This is a genomic window from Acetobacter vaccinii, assembly GCF_008365315.1.
Classification (GTDB): Bacteria; Pseudomonadota; Alphaproteobacteria; order Acetobacterales; family Acetobacteraceae; genus Acetobacter; species Acetobacter vaccinii.
The window spans coordinates 1,891,730-1,911,708 of the sequence record NZ_CP043506.1; the positions used below are offsets into that span (position 1 = coordinate 1,891,730).

The 19,979-nt window shown below is 53.2% G+C and carries 18 protein-coding genes and 1 tRNA gene; 6 read left to right on the forward strand and 13 right to left on the reverse strand.

The genetic code is table 11. The annotated features are described in order from the left end of the window. Nucleotide 1: 1 nt before the first annotated feature. The 5 genes from FLP30_RS08485 to rplU form a co-directional block, all read right to left on the reverse strand. Nucleotides 2-781 carry a tetratricopeptide repeat protein gene (locus FLP30_RS08485; protein WP_149279434.1) on the reverse strand — a complete coding sequence of 260 codons (780 nt, stop codon included), beginning with the start codon at nucleotides 779-781 and terminating at the stop codon, nucleotides 2-4. Between the two features lie 108 nt (nucleotides 782-889). After that, the gene (gene proB / locus FLP30_RS08490) at nucleotides 890-2,020 is read right to left on the reverse strand and encodes a glutamate 5-kinase (RefSeq protein ID WP_149279435.1); all 1,131 of its coding nucleotides are present in this window, start codon (nucleotides 2,018-2,020) and stop codon (nucleotides 890-892) included. Between the two features lie 40 nt (nucleotides 2,021-2,060). Beyond that, on the reverse strand, nucleotides 2,061-3,077 hold the full coding sequence (gene obgE / locus FLP30_RS08495; protein WP_149279436.1) for a GTPase ObgE: 1,017 nt from the start codon (nucleotides 3,075-3,077) through the stop codon (nucleotides 2,061-2,063). Between the two features lie 104 nt (nucleotides 3,078-3,181). Continuing rightward, nucleotides 3,182-3,451, reverse strand: a complete 270-nt coding sequence (gene rpmA, locus FLP30_RS08500; RefSeq protein WP_149279437.1) for a 50S ribosomal protein L27 — start codon at nucleotides 3,449-3,451, stop codon at nucleotides 3,182-3,184. Nucleotides 3,452-3,499: 48 nt separating this feature from the next. After that, the gene (gene rplU / locus FLP30_RS08505; protein WP_149279438.1) at nucleotides 3,500-3,814 is read right to left on the reverse strand and encodes a 50S ribosomal protein L21; all 315 of its coding nucleotides are present in this window, start codon (nucleotides 3,812-3,814) and stop codon (nucleotides 3,500-3,502) included. A gap of 227 nt (nucleotides 3,815-4,041) precedes the next feature. On the opposite strand from rplU, the gene FLP30_RS08510 reads away from it, so the two are divergent. Continuing rightward, nucleotides 4,042-4,131, forward strand: a tRNA-Ser gene (locus FLP30_RS08510). 543 nt (nucleotides 4,132-4,674) lie between these two features. Here FLP30_RS08510 and FLP30_RS08515 read toward each other — a convergent pair. Further along, complete coding sequence (locus tag FLP30_RS08515) at nucleotides 4,675-5,370, reverse strand: YfdX family protein (protein WP_149279439.1); 696 nt, start codon at nucleotides 5,368-5,370, stop codon at nucleotides 4,675-4,677. Between the two features lie 262 nt (nucleotides 5,371-5,632). Next, nucleotides 5,633-6,547, reverse strand: coding sequence for a helix-turn-helix domain-containing protein (locus tag FLP30_RS08520; protein WP_149279440.1), 915 nt, complete (start codon nucleotides 6,545-6,547; stop codon nucleotides 5,633-5,635). A gap of 147 nt (nucleotides 6,548-6,694) precedes the next feature. Here FLP30_RS08520 and FLP30_RS08525 point away from each other — a divergent pair, with 147 nt between their 5' ends. Further along, nucleotides 6,695-7,441, forward strand: a complete 747-nt coding sequence (locus FLP30_RS08525; protein WP_149279441.1) for an SDR family oxidoreductase — start codon at nucleotides 6,695-6,697, stop codon at nucleotides 7,439-7,441. A 52-nt stretch (nucleotides 7,442-7,493) separates the two neighbouring features. Here the strand turns inward: FLP30_RS08525 and FLP30_RS08530 are convergent, their stop codons facing one another. Beyond that, nucleotides 7,494-8,387 carry a LysR family transcriptional regulator gene (locus FLP30_RS08530; protein WP_149279442.1) on the reverse strand — a complete coding sequence of 298 codons (894 nt, stop codon included), beginning with the start codon at nucleotides 8,385-8,387 and terminating at the stop codon, nucleotides 7,494-7,496. Between the two features lie 118 nt (nucleotides 8,388-8,505). Between FLP30_RS08530 and FLP30_RS08535 the strand changes: the two genes are divergently transcribed. Both FLP30_RS08535 and FLP30_RS08540 read left to right on the forward strand, forming a co-directional pair. Beyond that, the gene (locus FLP30_RS08535; RefSeq protein WP_149279443.1) at nucleotides 8,506-8,838 is read left to right on the forward strand and encodes a YciI family protein; all 333 of its coding nucleotides are present in this window, start codon (nucleotides 8,506-8,508) and stop codon (nucleotides 8,836-8,838) included. Then, complete coding sequence (locus FLP30_RS08540; RefSeq protein WP_149279444.1) at nucleotides 8,835-9,722, forward strand: MBL fold metallo-hydrolase; 888 nt, start codon at nucleotides 8,835-8,837, stop codon at nucleotides 9,720-9,722. Before FLP30_RS08535 ends, FLP30_RS08540 begins: the two co-directional genes overlap by 4 nt. Nucleotides 9,723-9,801: 79 nt before the next feature. Here the strand turns inward: FLP30_RS08540 and FLP30_RS08545 are convergent, their stop codons facing one another. The 4 genes from FLP30_RS08545 to FLP30_RS08560 are packed head-to-tail and all read right to left on the reverse strand — an operon-like array spanning nucleotide 9,802 to nucleotide 16,665. After that, a complete protein-coding gene (locus FLP30_RS08545) occupies nucleotides 9,802-11,049 on the reverse strand; it encodes an MFS transporter (protein ID WP_149279445.1) in 1,248 nt (415 codons plus the stop codon). Next, entirely contained in the window at nucleotides 11,046-13,163 is a 2,118-nt protein-coding gene (locus FLP30_RS08550; RefSeq protein ID WP_149279446.1) for a TonB-dependent receptor, read from the reverse strand. The genes FLP30_RS08545 and FLP30_RS08550 overlap by 4 nt, the downstream gene beginning before the upstream one ends. Nucleotides 13,164-13,189: 26 nt before the next feature. After that, nucleotides 13,190-14,947: an ABC transporter ATP-binding protein gene (locus tag FLP30_RS08555; RefSeq protein WP_149279447.1), complete on the reverse strand. Its 1,758-nt coding sequence runs from the start codon at nucleotides 14,945-14,947 to the stop codon at nucleotides 13,190-13,192. Continuing rightward, nucleotides 14,944-16,665, reverse strand: a complete 1,722-nt coding sequence (locus FLP30_RS08560; RefSeq protein ID WP_168200073.1) for an ABC transporter ATP-binding protein — start codon at nucleotides 16,663-16,665, stop codon at nucleotides 14,944-14,946. The genes FLP30_RS08555 and FLP30_RS08560 overlap by 4 nt, the downstream gene beginning before the upstream one ends. A 155-nt stretch (nucleotides 16,666-16,820) precedes the next feature. Between FLP30_RS08560 and FLP30_RS08565 the strand changes: the two genes are divergently transcribed. After that, nucleotides 16,821-17,813 (forward strand): AraC family transcriptional regulator, encoded by a 993-nt coding sequence (locus tag FLP30_RS08565; protein WP_168200074.1) that lies wholly within the window; start codon nucleotides 16,821-16,823, stop codon nucleotides 17,811-17,813. A 12-nt stretch (nucleotides 17,814-17,825) separates the two neighbouring features. Here the strand turns inward: FLP30_RS08565 and mntR are convergent, their stop codons facing one another. After that, the gene (gene mntR / locus FLP30_RS08570; RefSeq protein ID WP_149279450.1) at nucleotides 17,826-18,338 is read right to left on the reverse strand and encodes a manganese-binding transcriptional regulator MntR; all 513 of its coding nucleotides are present in this window, start codon (nucleotides 18,336-18,338) and stop codon (nucleotides 17,826-17,828) included. A gap of 175 nt (nucleotides 18,339-18,513) precedes the next feature. On the opposite strand from mntR, the gene FLP30_RS08575 reads away from it, so the two are divergent. After that, nucleotides 18,514-19,887 (forward strand): Nramp family divalent metal transporter, encoded by a 1,374-nt coding sequence (locus FLP30_RS08575; protein WP_149279451.1) that lies wholly within the window; start codon nucleotides 18,514-18,516, stop codon nucleotides 19,885-19,887. Nucleotides 19,888-19,979: the final 92 nt, after the last annotated feature.

Consider the following 19,979-nt stretch of genomic DNA (forward strand, 5'->3'; position numbering starts at 1 on the left):
CTTAGCCCTGTGCGTTTGTATCCGGTGTGTTCTCCGTTGCTGGGAGCACGGCAGCCAGTCTGGCCTGGGTGGCAACCAGCAGGGTCCGGGCGCGTGGCATGTCCAGAGCGCTCAGGCTACGCTGCATAGCCAGTAGAATGTCGGAGGTTGCATCGGGCAGGGCTTTGTCCCACCAGTCCAGAGCGTCCTCCAACTGGCCACGTTCAGCCAGAACCGTCGCGTGGTTGTGGCATCCGCGGTAATCCCCTGTTTCGGCTGACCGTTGGTACCAGGCGTGGGCAGCCTGCACGTCTTTGCCAACAACCCAGCCTTCTTCATAAAAGCGGCCCAGAATATTCATGGACTTGGCGTGGTTGTTGTTGGCTGCGGTCTGGAAGAGGTCAAAAGCCTTGGGCAGGTTTTGGGGCATGCCAATCCCGCGCATGGTCAGGATGCCAAGGTTGTAGTGCCCCCACTCATCACCCAGTTCGGCGGCTTTGGCGTAGTGGCTGGCGGCTTCGGTCAGGTTTTTGTCACACCCCCAGCCAAAGTGATGGCATCGCCCCAGCATGTTATGGGCTGGCCCGTAGCCTGCATTGGCGGCCATGGTAAACCAGATGATGGCCTGCTGCGGGTCGGGGGGCATGAACGTGCTGTTAAGCAGGGCCTTGCCCCACAGAACCTGCTCAAGATGATACCCAAGCAGTGCCTTTTGATGAATGGCCTGAATGGAGTCAGGAAGCTGCAAGGCCGAGGTATCAGCCTTATCCTGTTTGCCAAAAGGGAGAAAATTCTTGAGCATGGCCAGTCACTGCAAAAAGCGGAAATGATAGCCAAGCGTAATGGCAGAACCCGGCAATGTCACGGGCACAGGGTCAGTAAACCCCGACCGTGACAAAGGGTGCGGGTGTCAGAGCATGACAAGGTCATCCCGATGGATGATTTCTCCACGCCCAGGGCGACCAAGGAGCTGACTGGTTTCGGTTGAGTGGTGGCCAGCCAGACGGCGGGTATCCTCCGCATCATGCGCGGCAAGGCCGTGGGCAAGAACACGGCCACCATTTTCAACAATTTCCACAAGGTCACCTTGGGAAAAATCACCCTTCACGGCCAGTACCCCGGCAGGGAGCAAGGAGCGGCCATGCCGTAGTGCGGCGGCCGCACCATCATCGACAAGAATTTCTCCGGCAGGGTTCAGGCTGCCAACAATCCACTGCTTGCGGGCTGTCGGAGTCTGCGCCTGTGGGAGAAACCACGAGCAGCGTGCCCCATCCATCAGGGCTTTCAGAGGGTGCAGGGTTTTGCCAATGGCAATTGCCATGGCGCAGCCAGACCGTGTGGCAATACCCGCAGCCAGCAGCTTGGTACGCATACCGCCGGAGGAATAGCCCGGCGGGGGCGCGCCCCCCATGGCTTCGATCTCGGGGGTTAGAGTCTCAATAATCGGCAGATGGCGCGCCTCGGGGTTGGTGCGGGGGTCGGCTGTGTAAAGCCCGTCGATATCAGACAGCAGTACAAGCTGGTCGGCATCTGTCATCTGGGCGACCCGGGCCGCCAGACGGTCATTGTCACCAAAGCGGATTTCTGCCGTTGCAATGGTGTCGTTTTCGTTAATGACCGGCACGCAGCCCAGTTCCAGCAGGGTTTTCAGGGTTGCCCGTGCATTCAGGTAACGGCGGCGGTCTTCCGTATCTTCTGGCGTCAGCAGCAACTGCGCGGCTGTCAGGCTCTGGGCAGACAGGGCGTTGCTCCAGGCCTGCGCAAGGCGGATCTGGCCAACGGCTGCGGCTGCCTGTTTTTCCGCCAGTCGCAGGACGCCCTCTGTCATGCCAAGGCTATGTCGGGCCAGAGCAATCGCGCCGGAGGAAACAACAGTGACCGAAGTACCCTGCTGGCGCAGCAGGGCAATATCCTCCGCCACACTGGCCAGCCACTCCTGCCGGGGGGCGGCTTTGTGTGGGTCCACCACCAGTGCACTGCCGATTTTGACAACCAGGCGTTTGGCGTTGCTCAGGGAAGGGCAGGGCGGTGTTGCACTCATGGGATAAACCTGCTGCGGAGGTTGCTGCGTGCCTGTGGGCTCAGGACGCCTGTTTGGCGTCCTGCTTGGCCTGATTGACCTGATCCTGGATCAGCCGCAGCAACTCGGGAATACCCTCCCGCGTAGCGGCCGAAATCAGTCGGACAGGAGCGCCACTGGCTTTTTCAAGCGCTGCCCGGCGGGCGGATGCCTCACGCGGGGTCATGGCGTCTGTCTTGTTCAGGGCAATAATTTCGGGCTTGGCTGCCAGATCGTCATCATAGGCTTCCAGTTCCCGGCGGATTGTGCGCCATGCGGCAACCACATTGCCAGCAGCACCGTCGATCAGATGCAGCAGCAGAGCACAGCGTTCCACGTGGCCCAGAAAACGATCGCCAAGGCCCGTGCCTTCATGAGCCCCTTCAATCAGGCCCGGAATATCCGCCAGCACGAACTCTTCTGTCATAGACAGGCGCACAACACCAAGCTGTGGGTGCAGGGTCGTAAACGGATAATCCGCAATTTTGGGGCGCGCAGCCGAAACAACAGACAGGAAGGTGGACTTGCCCGCATTGGGCAGCCCCACAAGCCCGGCGTCGGCAATTAGCTTCAGGCGCAGCCACACCCAGCGTTCCTCACCCGGCCAGCCTTTGTCCGACCGGCGGGGGGCGCGGTTGGTGCTGGTTTTGTAATGGGCATTGCCATAACCGCCATCGCCACCACGGCACAGGGTCACACGTTTACCGGCCTCATCAAGGTCAGCCAGCATGGTTGTGCGGTCATCATCCATGATCTGGGTGCCAATAGGCACCTTGATGACAACAGCGGAGGAGGCCGCCCCTGTGCGATCCGAGCCTGCACCATTACCGCCCTTACGGGCACGGAAATGCTGCGTATAGCGGAAGTCGATCAGCGTATTGAGGTTGGGGACGGCTTCAAAAATAATATCGCCACCGCGCCCGCCGTTGCCGCCGTCCGGCCCGCCGAATTCAATATATTTTTCCCGGCGGAAGGCAGTCACACCATCTCCGCCATCACCTGAACGGATGTAGATTTTCGCCTGATCCAGAAACTTCATGCCATACCTCCCGGCCCGGAACGTGAAAAGGGCCGAACCTTACGGCCCGACCCTGTCACTAGGTCCAGTCACGCGGGGGCCGCGTGCTGGAAAAGCCCGTGTGCTTATTCAGCCGCGAGGGGCAGCGCGTCAACAGAAACATGCACGCGGCCTTCGGTGCGGCGTTCAAAGCGAACGTTGCCGTCAACCAGCGCGAACAGCGTGTGGTCACGACCGACGCCAACATTCAGGCCAGCCTTCACCTTCGTGCCGCGCTGACGGATGATGATGTTGCCAGCGATAACCTGCTCGCCACCAAATTTCTTGACGCCAAGACGACGTCCGGCGCTGTCGCGCCCGTTGCGGGATGAACCGCCAGCTTTCTTTTGTGCCATGACCTAAATCCTCCTCGGTCCTGACCGCGTGTATTCCCTTGTGGGGAATCAGGCGGCGTTGATTTCCTGAATGCGCACAACGGTAACCGGCTGGCGGTGACCGTTCTTGCGGCGGCTGTTCTGCCGACGGCGCTTCTTGAAGATGATGACCTTCTTGAGGCGGTCCTGAGCGATGACAGTGGCCGTTACCAGTGCGCCAGCAACTGTGGGTGCGCCGATCTTGGAGCCGTTTTCGCCGCCGACAGCCAGAACTTCATCAAAAGTGATGGTGGCGCCAGCTTCGACTTCCAGCTTTTCGATCTTCAGCACCATGTTGGGCTCGACCCGGTACTGTTTGCCGCCTGTGCGGATAACTGCGAACATAAACTCTACTCTCTTTCCGAATCCCTGACCTTCGCGGTGCCTGCTGACACAGGCGAAGAGTCTGATCGCTTTTTCATCTTTGGCCACGCGGTAGGCGGTGGCATGCTTCCATCTTTGTGGATTAAGTGGGGCTTTAGAGCGACAGGGGGAGAGTCGTCAATAGTTTTAAAGCGTACGAATGCCTCTTGCATCGGTGGCGGAGGCTGTTTATAAGCCCCCTACATGCTGGAGAGGTGCCGGAGCGGTCGAACGGGGCGGTCTCGAAAACCGTTGTGCGAGCAATCGTACCGAGGGTTCGAATCCCTCCCTCTCCGCCAAAACCCCAATAATTTACAAAAAATCAAAAACCCTGATCATTCAGGTCCTTACGTTTCCTGATGGCGTTCCGTAAAAGTTCTTCTTTTGTGGGTGATCGCGAGCATACAGGTCAGTGCTGAGTTTGAACCGCCTAAGATCAAGCTTGCCGGTCTGGAAGATAGCAGGGGCTATCCATTCCAATTTTGCAGCAAAGTTGCTTATTCCTGCGTGCTGGTACTGACTTTTTTATCCCGATAGCAATTTGGGACATTTTCAAAAATGTGCAGAACGGCAAGCCTAGAATGCCTTCTAGCTTGGGAAACTATCTTGGGTAAAGAATTTGCAGCAGGGTCTATGCTGAGTGCAGTCCAATTCAAGCGGTCCACGTTCCCATTAGTTATAAATGGCTAACGTGCTTGATTGGATGACTGACTGCTTAACTGACGACGGAGCTTTTTTATCGGCCTCGAAACTCAAGAGGCTGCCAAGCAGCAGATAGAAATATCGTCATAGCGCGTCAGCCTCTCAATCGTTGAGGATAAGAGGCTAACGCGTTTAAGTTGTTAGTGGCTGCTTTTTGTGGGTGTTTTGCCGCTTTGCGGTAAGGCAGATTCAGCAAAATTTTCTGAGACAAACACCAGGCTATCTGGGATTTGGTCAAGGGCTGCAATTGCCTCAGCAGTCTGCTTGCCTTCGGTAAAGACTGTTGCCCGGTTGACCGCACCCTGTGTCTGGGCCAACGGAGCCAGTGCAATAATGAAGTCAGCATCTGCGCCGACAAGCTGTAGTGTTTGCGCGGCTTTGTCTGGCTGGCCTGCGTTAAGTTGCCCATTTGCGGTGGCAACGGCTGCTTTTTTTTCTGGTGAGAAGGTTTCGGTGGCAATAAATTCACCACCAACAGGAACCCACGTTGTCGTCCCTGTCAGCGGCGTGTGAGACGGAGAAACAGGGCGCTGCGGTGCGGGTTGAAGCTGGTTTTCGGCTGCATCAAACTTTGTGGCTGCTTTGCTTGCGGCAACCAGGCGTTTTTGTGCGTCATAGAGGAAAGGGATTGCAGCTTCGGTATTGCCTGCGGCAAGTGCTTTGCGTGCCTGAATAATATCGACCAGAGCATGTTGGCCATCTTCAGAGAGATGATGGAAGGCCCTGCCAGCTTTAAACTGCTCCCATTTGGTATGAACGCTGCTTGCGTAGGTTGTCATTGGTGCTGCTGTCAGAATTGCCAGTGTTGCCAGGGACAATTTAGCTTTAAAACGCATTATAACGCTCCGGTTTCTAAATTTTTAAGTCAATGTTACGAATATCTTTTTTTGACTAATATCGAGTATAAAATGGCCTTCTTTGTCAGGCAATTCTGAAGCTGGGTTTTGAAATTAAATTTAGGAATATTTTCCTTAATATATGCTTATTTATTATATTATCTATAATTTCTCTTTTTAAATTCACTCTGTGCGTGATGAAGAAATTTCAGATAATAAATGCATTATGGTGACCGTGGATGTTCGGTATTTTATGCACCCTTTAACGCTTTCTATAAGCGCGCGGGCTTATGCCCTTTGTTTTGCGAAAAACCTGCGAAAAGTGACTCGAGCTTTCATAGCCTACAGACAAGGCTATTTCGAGAATAGACATATCAGTTTGTCGGAGTTGCGTTGCTGCCAACTCAATCCGGCGTTGTATGAACCAGTGTGAGGGGCTGTGCCCCATAGTATGATGGAAAGAGCGGCTGAAATGAAAGCGGCTCATTCCACACAGACTGGCTAAAATATTTAAATTAAAAGGCTCTGTAAGATGTGTCTCGATATGGTCGAGTGCTTTGCGGAGTTTCCATTCTGGTAAATGCATTGTGGCTTTGTATGGGATGGAGTCCGTCTTTGTATAAGAGCGTAGAAGGTGGATAGTCAGGCTTTCCAGAAGCCCTTTTACAAATACAATATTAGCCGGTTCCGGAGATTGTATTTCAGTTGTCAGACCACCGAGAACTCCTGATATCAATGGGTCTTGTGCACCAGAGATGTCGCGCATGCGACAGCGGTTCGGATTAAGCCCCAAAGAACGGGCTGTCCGATTGATCAGGTCAGGACCAAGGTAGAGATGGAGGACTTCAAACGGATATTCTGTCGTGGGTCTCCAGCGCATCAGATAGGGGGCTTCCGTTTGAGTGAGAAAAAATGATCCAGGGGATGCTTCACTTCGCTCCCATGCTCCTGCCGTTTCCCGTTCTTCGATGATGGCCTCTCCAGATATAACCCATACCAGAAGCGGGTCTGATACGGCTGGAACAAGAATCTCCTCTTCCTGAAGAGCACGAGAAAAAATCTGTGCTTGTGCATCATTCCAGGCATCACCTGTGGCCTGAATGATTTTTTGGCCAGGAAGATACTGTTCCAGTGCCGAACTTGCAGTTTGTAAGGGTGGACGATGCAGGAGAGGCATCTGGTTTGGCCTTGTGGTTGATAAACCCGTTCAGTTTTAGAGCAAACTTACAATGGTTTTAGCAAGAGCTCTAACGCACGTGATTTTTGTATACGCTAAATATTTTTCCTCAAACTTCCAGTTTTTAAAAAAATATTGAGGAAAACTATGACTCTTGCAGGGAAAGTGGCTCTTGTAACAGGGGCTTCCAGCGGTATCGGGGCAGCAACGGCACGCAAGCTTGCATTGGAAGGGATGATCGTTGGATTAGCGGCCCGACGTGTAGACCGTCTGGAAGAACTTGTGGCAGATATTACGACAACGGGAGGGAAAGTCATTGCCCTGCCAACAGATGTTGTTGACCCAGCATCCTGCAAGACAGCGGTTGGGACGCTAATCCATCACTTTGGGCAGGTGGATGTTCTGGTCAACAATGCGGGGCTTATGCCGCTGTCAAACGTTGATAGTTTGAAAGTGGATGAATGGCAGCGGATGGTGGATGTCAACATCTCGGGTGTGTTGAATGCGACAGCAGCGGTGCTTCCGCATATGATGGCGCAACAGTCAGGGCATATTTTCAATATGTCCTCGATAGCGGGAAGAAAAGTTTTTACAGGTCTTGCAGTTTACTGTGCCACCAAGGCGGCTGTTGCAGCATTTTCGGATGGGCTGCGTATGGAAATTGGTCCCAAGCATAATATTCGTGTCACATGCATTCAGCCTGGGGCGGTCAAATCGGAACTCTATGAACAGATCACGGATATTGAGTATCGCAAACAGATGGATGATCTAGCTGCATCGATGACGTTTTTAGAGGGAGAGGATATCGCTGAGAGTATTCTGTTTGCTCTTAAAGCACCTGAGCGGATGGATGTAGCTGAACTGTTCGTGCTGCCCACAGAGCAAGGCTGGTAAATGACCGGGATACTGGGTTTTTCTGCTGAAAAATATATTACGACAGTGGCGCTTATGGCGGAAAGGCGCGTTGGACCTCGGTGACGAACATTCTCAGCTTAGGCGTCATGATCGGGCCTGCATTGTAAAGGAGATGCATGGGGCGGTTAGCTATTGTCCACTCAGGTAAAACACGGACAAGGTTTTGCTTCTCCATGTCGGGCTGCAAGGCTTGCGCATATCCAAGGAGAATACCCTCTCCCGCGAGAGCCGCAGACTGAAGGATACTGGAATCATTACAACGAAGCTTGCCAGAAATGGTGATGGATCGTTTAGAGCTTCCGCGGGAAAGTGCCCATGACGTTGCTGCTCCGGCTGCGTTTTCGTAAACAAGGCATTGGTGGTTGCTCAGGTCTTCAGGCATCATTGGGGTGCCGTATTTTGCAAGATAGGCCGGAGCAGCACATAGAATACGGTGATAGGCCGTAAGTGGGCGGCTGATGACTGTCAGGTCGGTATCCAGCGTGCCAATACGGATGACAGCCTCGTAGCCATCCATGGTTGGGTGCACCAGTTGGTCGGTAAGTGAAAGCTGGATGTGTATCTCAGGATATTTCTTTTGAAAGTTGCTGAGGAAAGGGGCAAACACTGTGCGACCAAACGTGACTGGGGCACTGACTGAGAGTGTCCCGCGCGGGGTGCCGAGCGTATCGGCTGCCAGGCTGTCTGCCCGTTCGGCAGCGTTTAACACAAGATGGCACTGTTCGCAGTAGAGGCGGCCTATGTCTGTCAGGCTTTGCCGACGCGTAGTCCTATGTAGCAGGCGTGTGCCAAGGTGATGTTCCAGGGCTTCTATGTGCTTTGCAACCATCTGAGGAGATAATGCCAGAAACTGCGCAGCGGCAGCGAAAGAACCCAACTCCACCACCTTGATAAAAACTTTCATGCTGGTCAGACGGTCGAGCATTCATCACCCTAAGTTGTGACTGATGTGGTTTTTTGAGGATTTATATCTCAGGCAGGGTGAATATGCTTGAGTTTTCCAAGGAAGAGCAAGCACGCTTTTCTGCCCGGAGGATTGCAACATGCCTGTTTATCTTGTTCGTATGGATCACCCGGATGGGGCAGGGTGGGGGGAGCACGTTAGAGCGCATATTCTGTATCTCCAGCGGTTGATACAGGAAGGGAAGCTTCTGGCCTCTGGCCCGTTGAGAAACACACCGTTGCGATCGGGTTTTCTGATCATGAAGGGAGATACCATGCAGCAGATTGAAGAGATGGTTGCAAATGACCCTTTTGCCGTGCAGGGGTTGATTTGTGCATTACGGATTGAGGAATGGGACCCTCTGTTCGGCTGTCTGTCAGACCACGCAACAGGGGAGCTGCCGCCGGAACTGGCCGCTGGTGTCTCATTATGACAGCGGGGCAATGGCATGCGGTGGGGGCTGCGCGGGTTACCAAAATTCAGGACACAGTGCTGGCTGTCCTGACCCCGGAGCAATTATTGCCAGAGTGGGATAGCAGTCGTGCCGTGCAATGCTATCCACAATACAATGAAGTATTGGATATAACGCAAACAAAAGTGCCCTTGAGCATTCATGCCTGGTTGATAGAAGATCGTGGTCGAAAGATCCTTGTTGATACTGGTGTAGGGAACGACAAGCCACGCCCGGCGGCACCCCATTTTGACCATCTGCACACTGGCTGGCTGAACAACCTGAGGCAGGCTGGTATTCAGCCTGAAGAGATCGACTTTGTGCTTCTGACACATCTACATGTTGATCATGTTGGCTGGAATACGCGTAAGGAAAATGATCGTTGGGTGCCAACTTTTCCCAATGCACGATATCTCTTCTCTAAGGAGGAATATCAGTTTTTTAAAGATCCGGCGAACAATAACGGTCGTAATCAGACCAGTTTTATAACGCGAGAAGATAGCATAGATCCGATTGTTGCCTGTGGCCTTGCCGACCAGATTGATGTGAGTGGAGAGGAGGTTTTGGAAGGAGTGTCTTTTCACTCAACACCAGGCCATACAGCCCATCATGCGTCTATCGTTCTGCGGTCTGGGGCGGAGCATCTGCTTTTTACGGGGGATGTCATGCACCATCCCGTTCAAGTGAGCCAACCAGGTTGGAATGCAGTGTTTGATGCAAACCCGCAATTGGCTATGGCCTCCCGTCAGTGGGCTTTGGAGTATGCCGCCAGACATGATGCGACCGTATTCACGTCCCATTTTCCGCTAACGTCAGTGGGTAGGGTTGAAAAAGACCATGAGACTTACAGATGGTCTTTTCTATAAACAGTTTTTGGGAAAAATAGGATAGTAAGGGGGGGTAATGGAGCATATTTACCATCCTGTTTGGTTGTTTTGATAGTGTTCAAGCCTTGTTTGACGGCAGATATTTTAGAACACAGGTATTGATGAATGGGAGAATGGCTAACGTTATAAAGGACGATATTGCGGCTATGAGAAAAACCTTATCGTACCCTATTTTCCCGGCCAGAAAAGCCCCTGTTCCTCCAAGTAAAGCGGCTGTTATGGCACTTGCACTTTGAAAAAGTGAGAAGTCTATGCCGGGTTGATGTGTGGCGGTAAAGGCCATCAACCGGGAGTAGCTGGCAACAAAGCTGGCTGCCATTAGGGCGGCTTCAATAATGAAGAGGCAAAGAAAAACAGGTAAAAGCAGGGCATGAAGCATCAGTGATAATAAAAGTGCTGACAGGACAATGATGTGACAGGTGGCAAGTACATACATGGCGTTTTTGGCACCTGCCTGACGTACAAGGCGGCCCCCCGCGACCGTGCCGCAAAGCCCTGCAATAACACCGCCACTGCCGTTAAACAGACCGACGATACTCAGGGACACCCCATGATCAACTAAAAAAGGTCCAGTCAGTCCTTGCACCAGACGGCCGCTCATCTCGTAGGTTATTGTTAAGGCAATCCCACACCATATTTCGCCTCTCTTGAAAGAATTCAGGATATTCGGACGTATTGTTTTTGAAAATGGAAAGACTTTTTCATTATCGCCATGGTGACCAAAAAACATTGGAATAGTCAAAAATACTATCAGGAAAGCCATAATAAAGCAGTCCAGATGCCACCCGACCTTTGCAAAGAGACTTGTAAAAAGGCTTCCACCAATAACAAGGCCGAGATAAGCACCGCCGACCTGTGCCATGTTACCTTTTTCACGCTGTGTTGCGGGAATGTGCTCAATCAAAAATGCATCGCAGGCAATATCCACGACAGTTGCAAAAAAGGCTGCGCATAGAAGAAGAGCTAACAGGCCGGAGAGCAACTGAGGAGGCCAAAATGCAATCACACATAAAATGCTGGCAATAAAAAATTCACCTATCAGGATGATCTGGCACGAACGCCTGCGGCCACTGGTCGTAATACGCAGTCTTTCAACAGGTTGTGCCCACAGGAATTTGAAAGCCCACACAAGCATAACCAAAGAGAGCAGAGCAATTTTTTCTAATGGGATATGCTGACTACGCAGAATGACGGGTAATCCCGCAAAGGTCAGTCCCCCCAGTGCCCCCTGTGCAATATAGATGCCCCAGATGGCAGCGAGAACTCCCGTGTTGAGGGGATTGTCTCTAACAGTATGGCTTGTCATTTTGGAGAATCACCAATAGCCACTTTCAGGTTAAATCCAACTGTTCGTCCAAAGCTGATCTGTGCGACATTTCCAGCTGGGCCGGTAAAGGCATAGGTCCGGTAAAGCTTGTCGGTCACATTGTTGGCGTAGAGCATAACCTCGTAACGTGTGCCCAAGGTCCAGGTAGTTCTTAAATCGAGCTGCGCGTATGTCGGTTGTTTAAGCTGGTTTGTGATATCAAAATATTGAGGACCGGTTACGCGCAGGTCCAGCCCAGGTTCAATACGACCAAAGCCTGTCTGGAAACGGGCCGAGAGGTGTCCAGCCGCCATAAACTCAGGCACGTAAGGCATACGCAGGCCAGCGTAATTATTGCCCGCGCCATCGTTGAAACTATCAAATTTGGAGAGTGTTCGATTGCCGTCAGCACCAATGCTCCATCCGGGCTTGAATTCCCACTGTATTTCTCCTTCCACACCACTTGCATGGGCCCGTGCGGCACTGGCAATGGTCTGGTAACCAGCAGGACCAACATAAACCTGCTCATTCTGGAGGTTATTGTAAAAATACCCTGCTCTTGCAAAAAAGTTTTTCTGTCTGTAAATGCTTCCGATTTCGTAGCTCAACTCTCGCTCCGGGTTGTAGGACGTGGCATCGGCAATGCTTGTCGGGGCGTAGTTAAATCCAGCGGGCTTGTAGCCTTGGCTGATGCGACCATGCAGATGCCAGCCCGGTAAAGCCTCATAATCAAGCGAGATATTGCCAAGGCTCATGTTCTGGTTACGGCTTTTGGCGCCTGTATACAGTGTTTGCCCCCCATAGGTGGAGTTGAACGCTATGCTGGCCATATCCCGCGACAGGCGCCCACCCATACCAAGGTCCAGATTTTTGAGGAGGTGCCAGTAAACATTGCCGTAAAGAGCAACAGTTTCTGAGCGATTATGAGACGAGGTCAGAGGGTAGGGAATATAACTGGGCACATAAGCTGCCGTCTGGCTTGTGCGGTCCTGATAGGTTGTCTGGTGGTAAAAGCCAGTTACGACATCATAAAAACGGTGCTTGCCTTCTGTGCCAAAGCGTAGCTCCTGAGTGTTGGCACTCCACTGTTCTGGTTGGGTTGAAATATAGGAATAGTAAGGAAAGGAACGGCTGATACTGCTGTCCTGCCATGAGGCAATGGCGGTCAGTTTCCAGCCATTAAAGTGGTAAAGACCACGCAGGGATTCATCGTGTCCACAACGGCTCAGGCGTGGGTCCGGTGTGCCAGGCACGGCACTGGCAACTTGACGATTTTGAAGGTTGTTGAAGCCCACATAAACATCCTGGCTGCCATAGCTGCATGCTCCATCAACGCTAAAAGACACCTCCCAGGGGTGGTCTGTCGGGGCAAGGCGCAGGGTAGCGCGCCCACCGCGGCTTTCAAAACCGCCAAGGTGTTTTGATCCAGTGGCTGGGTTGCTGATATTCCCTTGCTGGTCTTGAGATGTCAGGGCGATGGAGCCGTAAAGCCAGTCTTTGAGGATGGTACCATCGGCTGTGCCCGTCACATGGTAGCCATAGCGACTTTCTGCTCCTGCCTCGAATGAGGCATGAGGGCGTGCGCCGGGTTGGCGCGTTGTAATGTCGACCACACCGCCTTCGGCACTCTGCCCGTATAAAGCTGTTTGAGGGCCGCGTAAGAACTGCACGCTCTCGATATCCACAAGGGATTGCATGGCATTGATCGGCAGAACAGGAACATCATCTATATAAAACGTCGTTGCCGGATGGTAGAGGTCCTGTGCTGAAGTAATGCCCCGTACCGTAATGGCGGGGAAGAGGAAACTGCCTGAATTTTGAATTTGCAGTCCCGGCAGCACACGGCCCAGGTCATTGGTGTCACGCACCTGTTTCTGGCGCAATTGGCTACTGGTCACAAACTGGCCGCTGGTGCCTGTTTGATCCAAGCGGCGGGGCTGACGGATACCGACCACATCCACGTGTTCTGGTGTTGATTTTGCGACAGTTTCCTTCTGTTTTGTAACTGTCGTTTCTGCATGAACAGAACAGGAGACAAGAACACCCCCTGCCATAAGGCTTTTGCAAAGAGTGTGATGCCACCGTGCTGATGTATGATGTGTATGGTAAGGCATGTCTGGTTGTTCCACGCAAATAGGGTTCAGTTCAGTGGGGCATCGGGGGTTGTCCAGCAGCGTGGCTGCTGTTGAGCGTGCCAGAGCCGGGCATAGGTGTTGGCAGACGCCATAAGAGTGTCATGGGGGCCGCGCTCTATAATGCGGCCGTTGTCCATGACCCAGATTTCGTCAACGTCCTGTGCGATCCACAGACGGTGGGCTATTGTCAGAAGTGTGCGGTCAGGTCCGATATGGTGCAGCGTGCTGCGGATAGCGGCTTCGCTATGTGTATCAAGCTGGGAGGTTGCCTCATCCATCACCACGATTGGGGTGTTCATGAGTAGGGCACGTGCAATAGCCAGGCGCTGTTTTTCACCTCCTGAGAGAGTGCTTGCGGCCACCTGAATGTCTGTCATCAGGCCATTGGGCAGACGTTGGGTAAACGCGTGAGCCTCGGCCTGTTTTAGAGCAGACAGAACCTCAGCATCAGTGGCATCTGGTCGGCCGAGGCGGATATTATCTGCCAGCGTGCCTTCAAAGAGGTGCACATCCTGCGGCACCAGCGTCATAATATTGCTGAGCGTGTCGTGATGCATGTTGCGCAGGTTAATGCCGCCGATTGTGACAGCCCCGGCACCAACATCCTGCAGGCGAAGAGCTAGATGGGCGAGCGTTGTTTTGCCAGAGCCTGAGACACCAACAAGGGCGATTTTTCTGCCTTGTCGTATGGTCGCGTCAATGGCTGCAAGGCCGCCGTGCATGGGGTATTCTGCATCAAATGTTGCAGATACATTTGAAAACCTGATTTCAAAGTCATCAGGTTTTGATGCGTGCTTGGGGTCCTCTAGAGTGGGCCGCGCCATAATCTGGCTTATACGTTGGAGCGTATTTCTGGCAAAGCGCAGGCCTGCAATCTGGCCTGCCAGATCGGTGATGCATCGGCTGAAGCGATAGGCCAGAATAAGAGCAGCAAAAGCAGACCCTACGGAAATGTCCTGTTTCTGGAAGCCCAGAACAATAACGAGAATAGCCAGTGCCATGCCAGTCTGCGCGGCAAGGGCGTAGCCTATAATGGCGGGAGCAGGAGCGACTTCCAGCGCCATTTGTGCGGCTTTTAACTGGTGGGTTGCAGTCTGCGCACGGGCATATATTTGCCCGTGAGGGTCCAGAAAGCGGATTTCATGAGCGCCTTCCAGAAGGGTGAGTGAGGCCTCGGCATAGGTTTCCTGGGCAGAGGCCAGTCCTGCATCGGCTTTGTCCAGCAAGCGGAATGCAAAGAGCATCATACCGACAACAGCGGGCAAGCTGAGCAGGAGGATGATGGCCGCCAAGCCTGAGACATATGCAACCAGAACAAGAAGCAGCAGGGGCAAAGCCATGCCAGGAATGACCATGCCCCACAGGTGGGTAAAAATATCCTGCACGGCAGAAAAGCGGGTTGTCATCAACTCCAGCAATTTGGCGCGCTGGTCTGGTAACTGCCGCTGTGCTGGCAAACGAACCAGGTGATCAAGCAGGTCCAGCCTGATTTGAGCCATGGTCCGGTAGGTGCCGGTAAAGTCTTTGACCAACCCCTGTGCGCGAAACAGCGATTGCAGGCCAAAAATACTGGCCAGAGCAAGCAGGAGAGTGAGGGCAAGTCCCACACTGTCGTGTCCCGTAGCCATCCACTGGACGCTGGCGAGCAACAGACCATAGGCCGCAGCTTCAGTTACCGAAGAGGCAAGTCCGTAGGCAAGTCCGGCCCGCAAGGCAGGGTCAGCCATGAGGTTGCGTCTCAGAAGAGCATAATAGCCCGTCATGGCATGGCTCCATAGGCAAATTGATGCTGGGCATAGGTTTGGTAAAGTATTGAATTTTTCAAAAGGTCTTCGTGCTTGCCTAAAGACGTGACTCGTCCGTGCTCCATGACAGCAATCTGTGCAGCATCCCGCACAGTAACAAGCCGATGAGCCACAATAAGAACTGTCCGGCCCTTAAGAGCGCGGGCTAGAGCCTGCTGGATATGGAACTCACGCTCTGGATCAATAAAAGCTGTTGGTTCATCAAGCAGAATGACAGGGGCTTGACTGATCAGGACGCGGGCAATGGCCAGACGCTGGCGCTCACCACCGGAAAGATAAGCACCATTGCGCCCGATAGAGCCGTCCAGACCGAAGCGGTTTATACAGGTTGTGAGATCACAGGTTGCCAGAACATCAGTTATTTCACTGACTGTAAGGTCTGGTTGTGACAGGCGCAGGTTGTCAGCAAGGGAGCGCCCGAGAAGGAATGGCTGCTGGAACACAGGACAAACCAGACGGCCCATAGCGTGTGGCGCAAGGTTGGCAAGGTCGGTGCCCCCAATGAGCACCCGCCCCGTGGTTGGCTTCAGGCTGCCTGCTGCAAGCTGTAGAACTGTACTTTTGCCCGCACCACTGGGGCCGACAATGCCGGTAACCTGCCCGGCAGGGCATGTCAGTGAGAAGGCACTCAGAATGTCACCACGATCAGAGCGTTCGAGCGTGATGTTTTCAAACACAACATCATATTGCTTGTCTGCTGGTGCCTGAAATGGCTGGGGGGCTGTTTGCTGCGCTCCTTCAGCCTGTAACTCTTGCAGGCGCCTGAGCGTCGCCTGCAAGCGTGGGAGTGTGCTGGAAACAAACATCAGGCGCTGCAGGGGAGCCATCAGCCCCATTCCGAGCAGAATGGTAAAGAGAGCATCAGGCAGGCTGAGACGGTGGGAGGCATGTAAGAGCATGGCGCACGGCAGCACCAGCAGCAGGTTTGTGCCCACGCATGTAAAGAGCATGACATAGGCGCGCCGAGAGCGGCGTGTCATGTCACACGCCAGATTGGCAGCCTCTTGCAAAGAGCGTGTCAGAGGGGGCAGAGAACTGGGCGGACGATTAAAAACCTTGAGCGTGATCAGCCCTGCAAGGCAGGCCATAATGTTCTGGTTTATTCTCAGGTCCGCCAGATACCAGGCTCGTCCATTGCTGGATGCCACACGACCGACCTGTCGCCATGCCCAAACGGCAACGGGAAGCAGCCCGATACTGGCGATGGCCATGATGGGAGAAATAATTGTCAGAAAAACAAGGCTGACTAGAACAGTAACAAGGCAGACAATGGCATCTGGCAACGTATGGGCAATAGCGGTTTCGAACGCGGCACTGTCGTCTGTTGTCAGTTTTTTGAGCGTTGCGGCATGACGGCTGACATAAAAAGAGGGTAGATGCTGTGTAAGCTTTAAAATAGCATTGCGCAGGTCGCCCACGATATCAAATGCCAATGTGTGGCAAAAAACAGATGTCGCACCCTGACATAGAAAGGGCAGAAAAATAGCAGGGAGCAGGAGGAGCGCTGTCCGGGTTGCCTGTGGTGTTGAAAGAGCATGGAAAAGCTGGTTCAGCACAACAAGGGGGGCCAGTGTGCTCAGGGCTGTCAGGGCTGCAAAAAGGACTGCCAGTTGCAGGCGTGGTCTATAACGCGCGGCAAGAGCAGCAAGGCCTAGCAGGTCTGATGAAGAGGGCATGGCAGGGCTTTGATCTGTTCCGGTGTGTGGGCCGAGGTCCTCTGTCATGATCTGGGAAAAAAGATCCCGCCACCGCGATCGAACCAGACTGTTGCGATCCGGTCCTGTAATTGATAATCATTCTTATTATTTTCATTCATGGAGCCATGACGCTCATGTCCGTAGAGATTTCGTCGCGCGTGTCGCGCACTCACATGAGGCAAGCGGGCTCGTTTTCTCCGTCTTATTATAAAGACGTCAACAGCCTGGGCCGTGAGGCGGCTTTGCAAGGCACAATGCGGACATTCCGACTAAGAGAAGGGTTGGAACTGGGAGTGTTCGACCTGTATGCCCGAAGAGATTTTACAGGGACATTTACGGCTCCTCCTCAACTCGTCATTGTGCTGATTACAGAGGGGCAGGCTTACGGCACATTCCGGCATTATGCAGACAAAGCGGCCTCCCCACGTTTGTGCTATCAAACAGGAGAAGTCATAGTCGCATGCAATCAGGCGTCAGGAGAAACAACCTTCTCCCTTACGGCAGGGCAAAAACTGAGCGGTCTGGAACTAAGGGTTAGTTTTGAACTGTTGGAGCAGCTAACGCCCAATTTTCTTGCAAGGGCAGGGGCTTACCACCACCCAGTTCAGATCATCGGGAAAGCCGCAGGTTGGATGACGCGCCTGTCGCGGACTCTTACACTCGGGTCAACCGCACGCACATTACGGACAGCCGCAGCAGATGGCAGGCGTTCGCTCATGCTGGAGGGGTTCTCACTCTGTCTGCTTGATGAGGTTCTGGAAGCGTTTGAAGACAATAAGGACCAGACCTCATGGCGTCAGGTCGGGCGTTATGAAACCTGTGTGCGGGAAGCCGCTGCCTTGCTGACCACACATCTGGCCGAGCCCTGGACCATCAAGCTGTTGGCCCAACGTGTCGGACTGTCTGAAAAACGGCTGAAAGACGGGTTTCGGAAGTATTATCAAACAGGCCCATATGGGTTTTTGCAAAAGTTGCGTATGGATCACGCCAAGTCTTTGCTGGCAGGTCATACGATGAGTGTGACCGATGTGGCTCTACAGGTTGGATACTCAAACAGTTCACATTTTTCAAAACTTTTTAAACGCAGCTTTGGTGTCAGTCCTTCTCAAATACCTAAGGACATCTAGCCGGTCAGGAGGTCATGGCTTTGGCGCGCTGCTGTTTCTGGCAGCCAGCATAAACTGGTCCAGGCCGGCATTCATCGCAACCTGGAACGCATCGAGCGTCTCGGCGCTGACATAGTGCTCCAGCCCTTCGGCATCAATACGTGCATATTCAGGGCTGACACCTAGAGCCAGCAGGAATGCTTCCACAATTCTGTGGCGGGCGCGGACCGTTTCAGCCATCTCCCGGCCTGCCAGGGTCAGAAAAACACCACGGTACGGCTTGCGGGCGACAAGCCCTTCTTCTGCAAGCCGGCTCAGCATTTTGGCAACTGTTGGCTGGGCCACTCCAAGCCGCTCTGCCAAATCAACCTGGCGGGCTTCCTGGTCTTCATCCAGCAGGTCGGCAATCAGTTCCACATAATCTTCAACCAGAGCATTCTGTCTGGCAGCACGGTTGGCTCGGAACCCTTCGGAATGTGTTTCGGCATCTGGCAGCGTATCAGGCGTGTTCTTGCGGGACACATGCTGTTTTGTCGCGGTGCTCATAGGCCTGACACTTCCATATCATGTTGTGGCGGAAGGATTATTCCAGAAGGAATACTATATTCTGTATTGAATATCATGATCGGGAGAATATGGAAACTGCGGGCACGGTAAATTGCATAAGCTTTCTAATATAGCATATTGCATATTTGAGAGGGATACGATTAACTGCTGAACAATGACCCATCCTGCCCCTGCCAATAAGCCTGATTCCACCGTAAAGAATGCGCCCTGGCGCTTTGCCAAGCCCACTGAGGGCGATAGCAATAGCCTGCCGGAGGTTTTTGCCAGCGTGCGGCTTCCGTCTGCCGATGCCTCCTGGTTCCGGCGCTTTCTGGCCTTTGTCGGGCCAGGCTATATGGTCTCGGTCGGGTATATGGACCCCGGTAACTGGGCGACAGACCTGCAAGGGGGCGCGCAGTTTGGGTACACGCTGCTGACTGTCATTATGCTGTCAAACCTGATGGCAATTTTGCTGCAAGCCCTTTCGGCGCGGCTAGGCATAGCCACAGGGCGGGATCTGGCGCAGGCGTGCCGTGACCATTTTCCGCCTGTTGTAAACATCATGCTCTGGCTGGCCTGTGAACTGGCGATTATTGCCTGTGATCTGGCTGAGGTCATAGGCACAGCCGTGGCGCTACAACTGCTCTTTGGCATACCGCTGCTGGCTGGTGCCTGCCTTTCGGTGCTGGATGCCTTTATCGTCCTGTTTTTAATGAACAGGGGGTTCCGTTATCTGGAAGCCTTTATCATCGGCCTGCTTAGCATTATTGCTCTGTGTTTTGCGGTTCAGGTTGTTGCTGCGGCTCCGCCATTGGCTGGGATAATGAAGGGTTTTCTTCCTTCGTCCGAGATCGTGACCAATAGCAAGATGCTCTATATCGCAATTGGTATTATCGGGGCGACGGTCATGCCTCATAATTTGTATCTGCACTCTTCCATCGTGCAGACCCGTGCTTTTGCTCCGACATCCACCGGACGGCGCGAGGCCATCCGCTGGGCCACATGGGACAGCACCATTGCCTTGATGCTGGCCTTGTTCATTAATGCCGCTATTCTTATTGTTTCAGCCGCAGCTTTTCATACAACAGGCCATCAGGATGTTGCGGAAATAGAGGACGCATATCGTTTGCTGTCGCCCATTCTGGGGCTGGGCATTGCGTCCACATTGTTTGCTGTGGCCCTTCTGGCGGCAGGGACTAACTCGACCATTACTGGCACGCTGGCAGGCCAGATTATTATGGAAGGGTTCTTACGCCTGCGTATCCCACATTGGGCGCGCCGCCTGCTGACACGTGGGCTGGCAATTATACCGGTTGTTGCGGTGACAGCTCTTTATGGCAGTAGCGGCGTTGGGCAACTTCTGTTGTTCAGCCAGGTTATTTTGTCGATGCAACTGCCCTTTGCTGTAATCCCGCTGGTTTTGTTTGTTTCTGACCGCCGGAAAATGGGCGAGTTCGTTATCTCCCGCAAACTGGCAGCTCTGTCATGGACTGTGGCGGCTGTCATTCTGGTTCTTAATTTCAAACTGCTTTTCGATACCCTTTTCTGACATCAACCTGCCTGAGGGCCTCTTACAGAGAAGAAGCACGCGCTTATGCACATCTCAAAACATAGCAAATGCTATAAATGCAAGCTTAGACG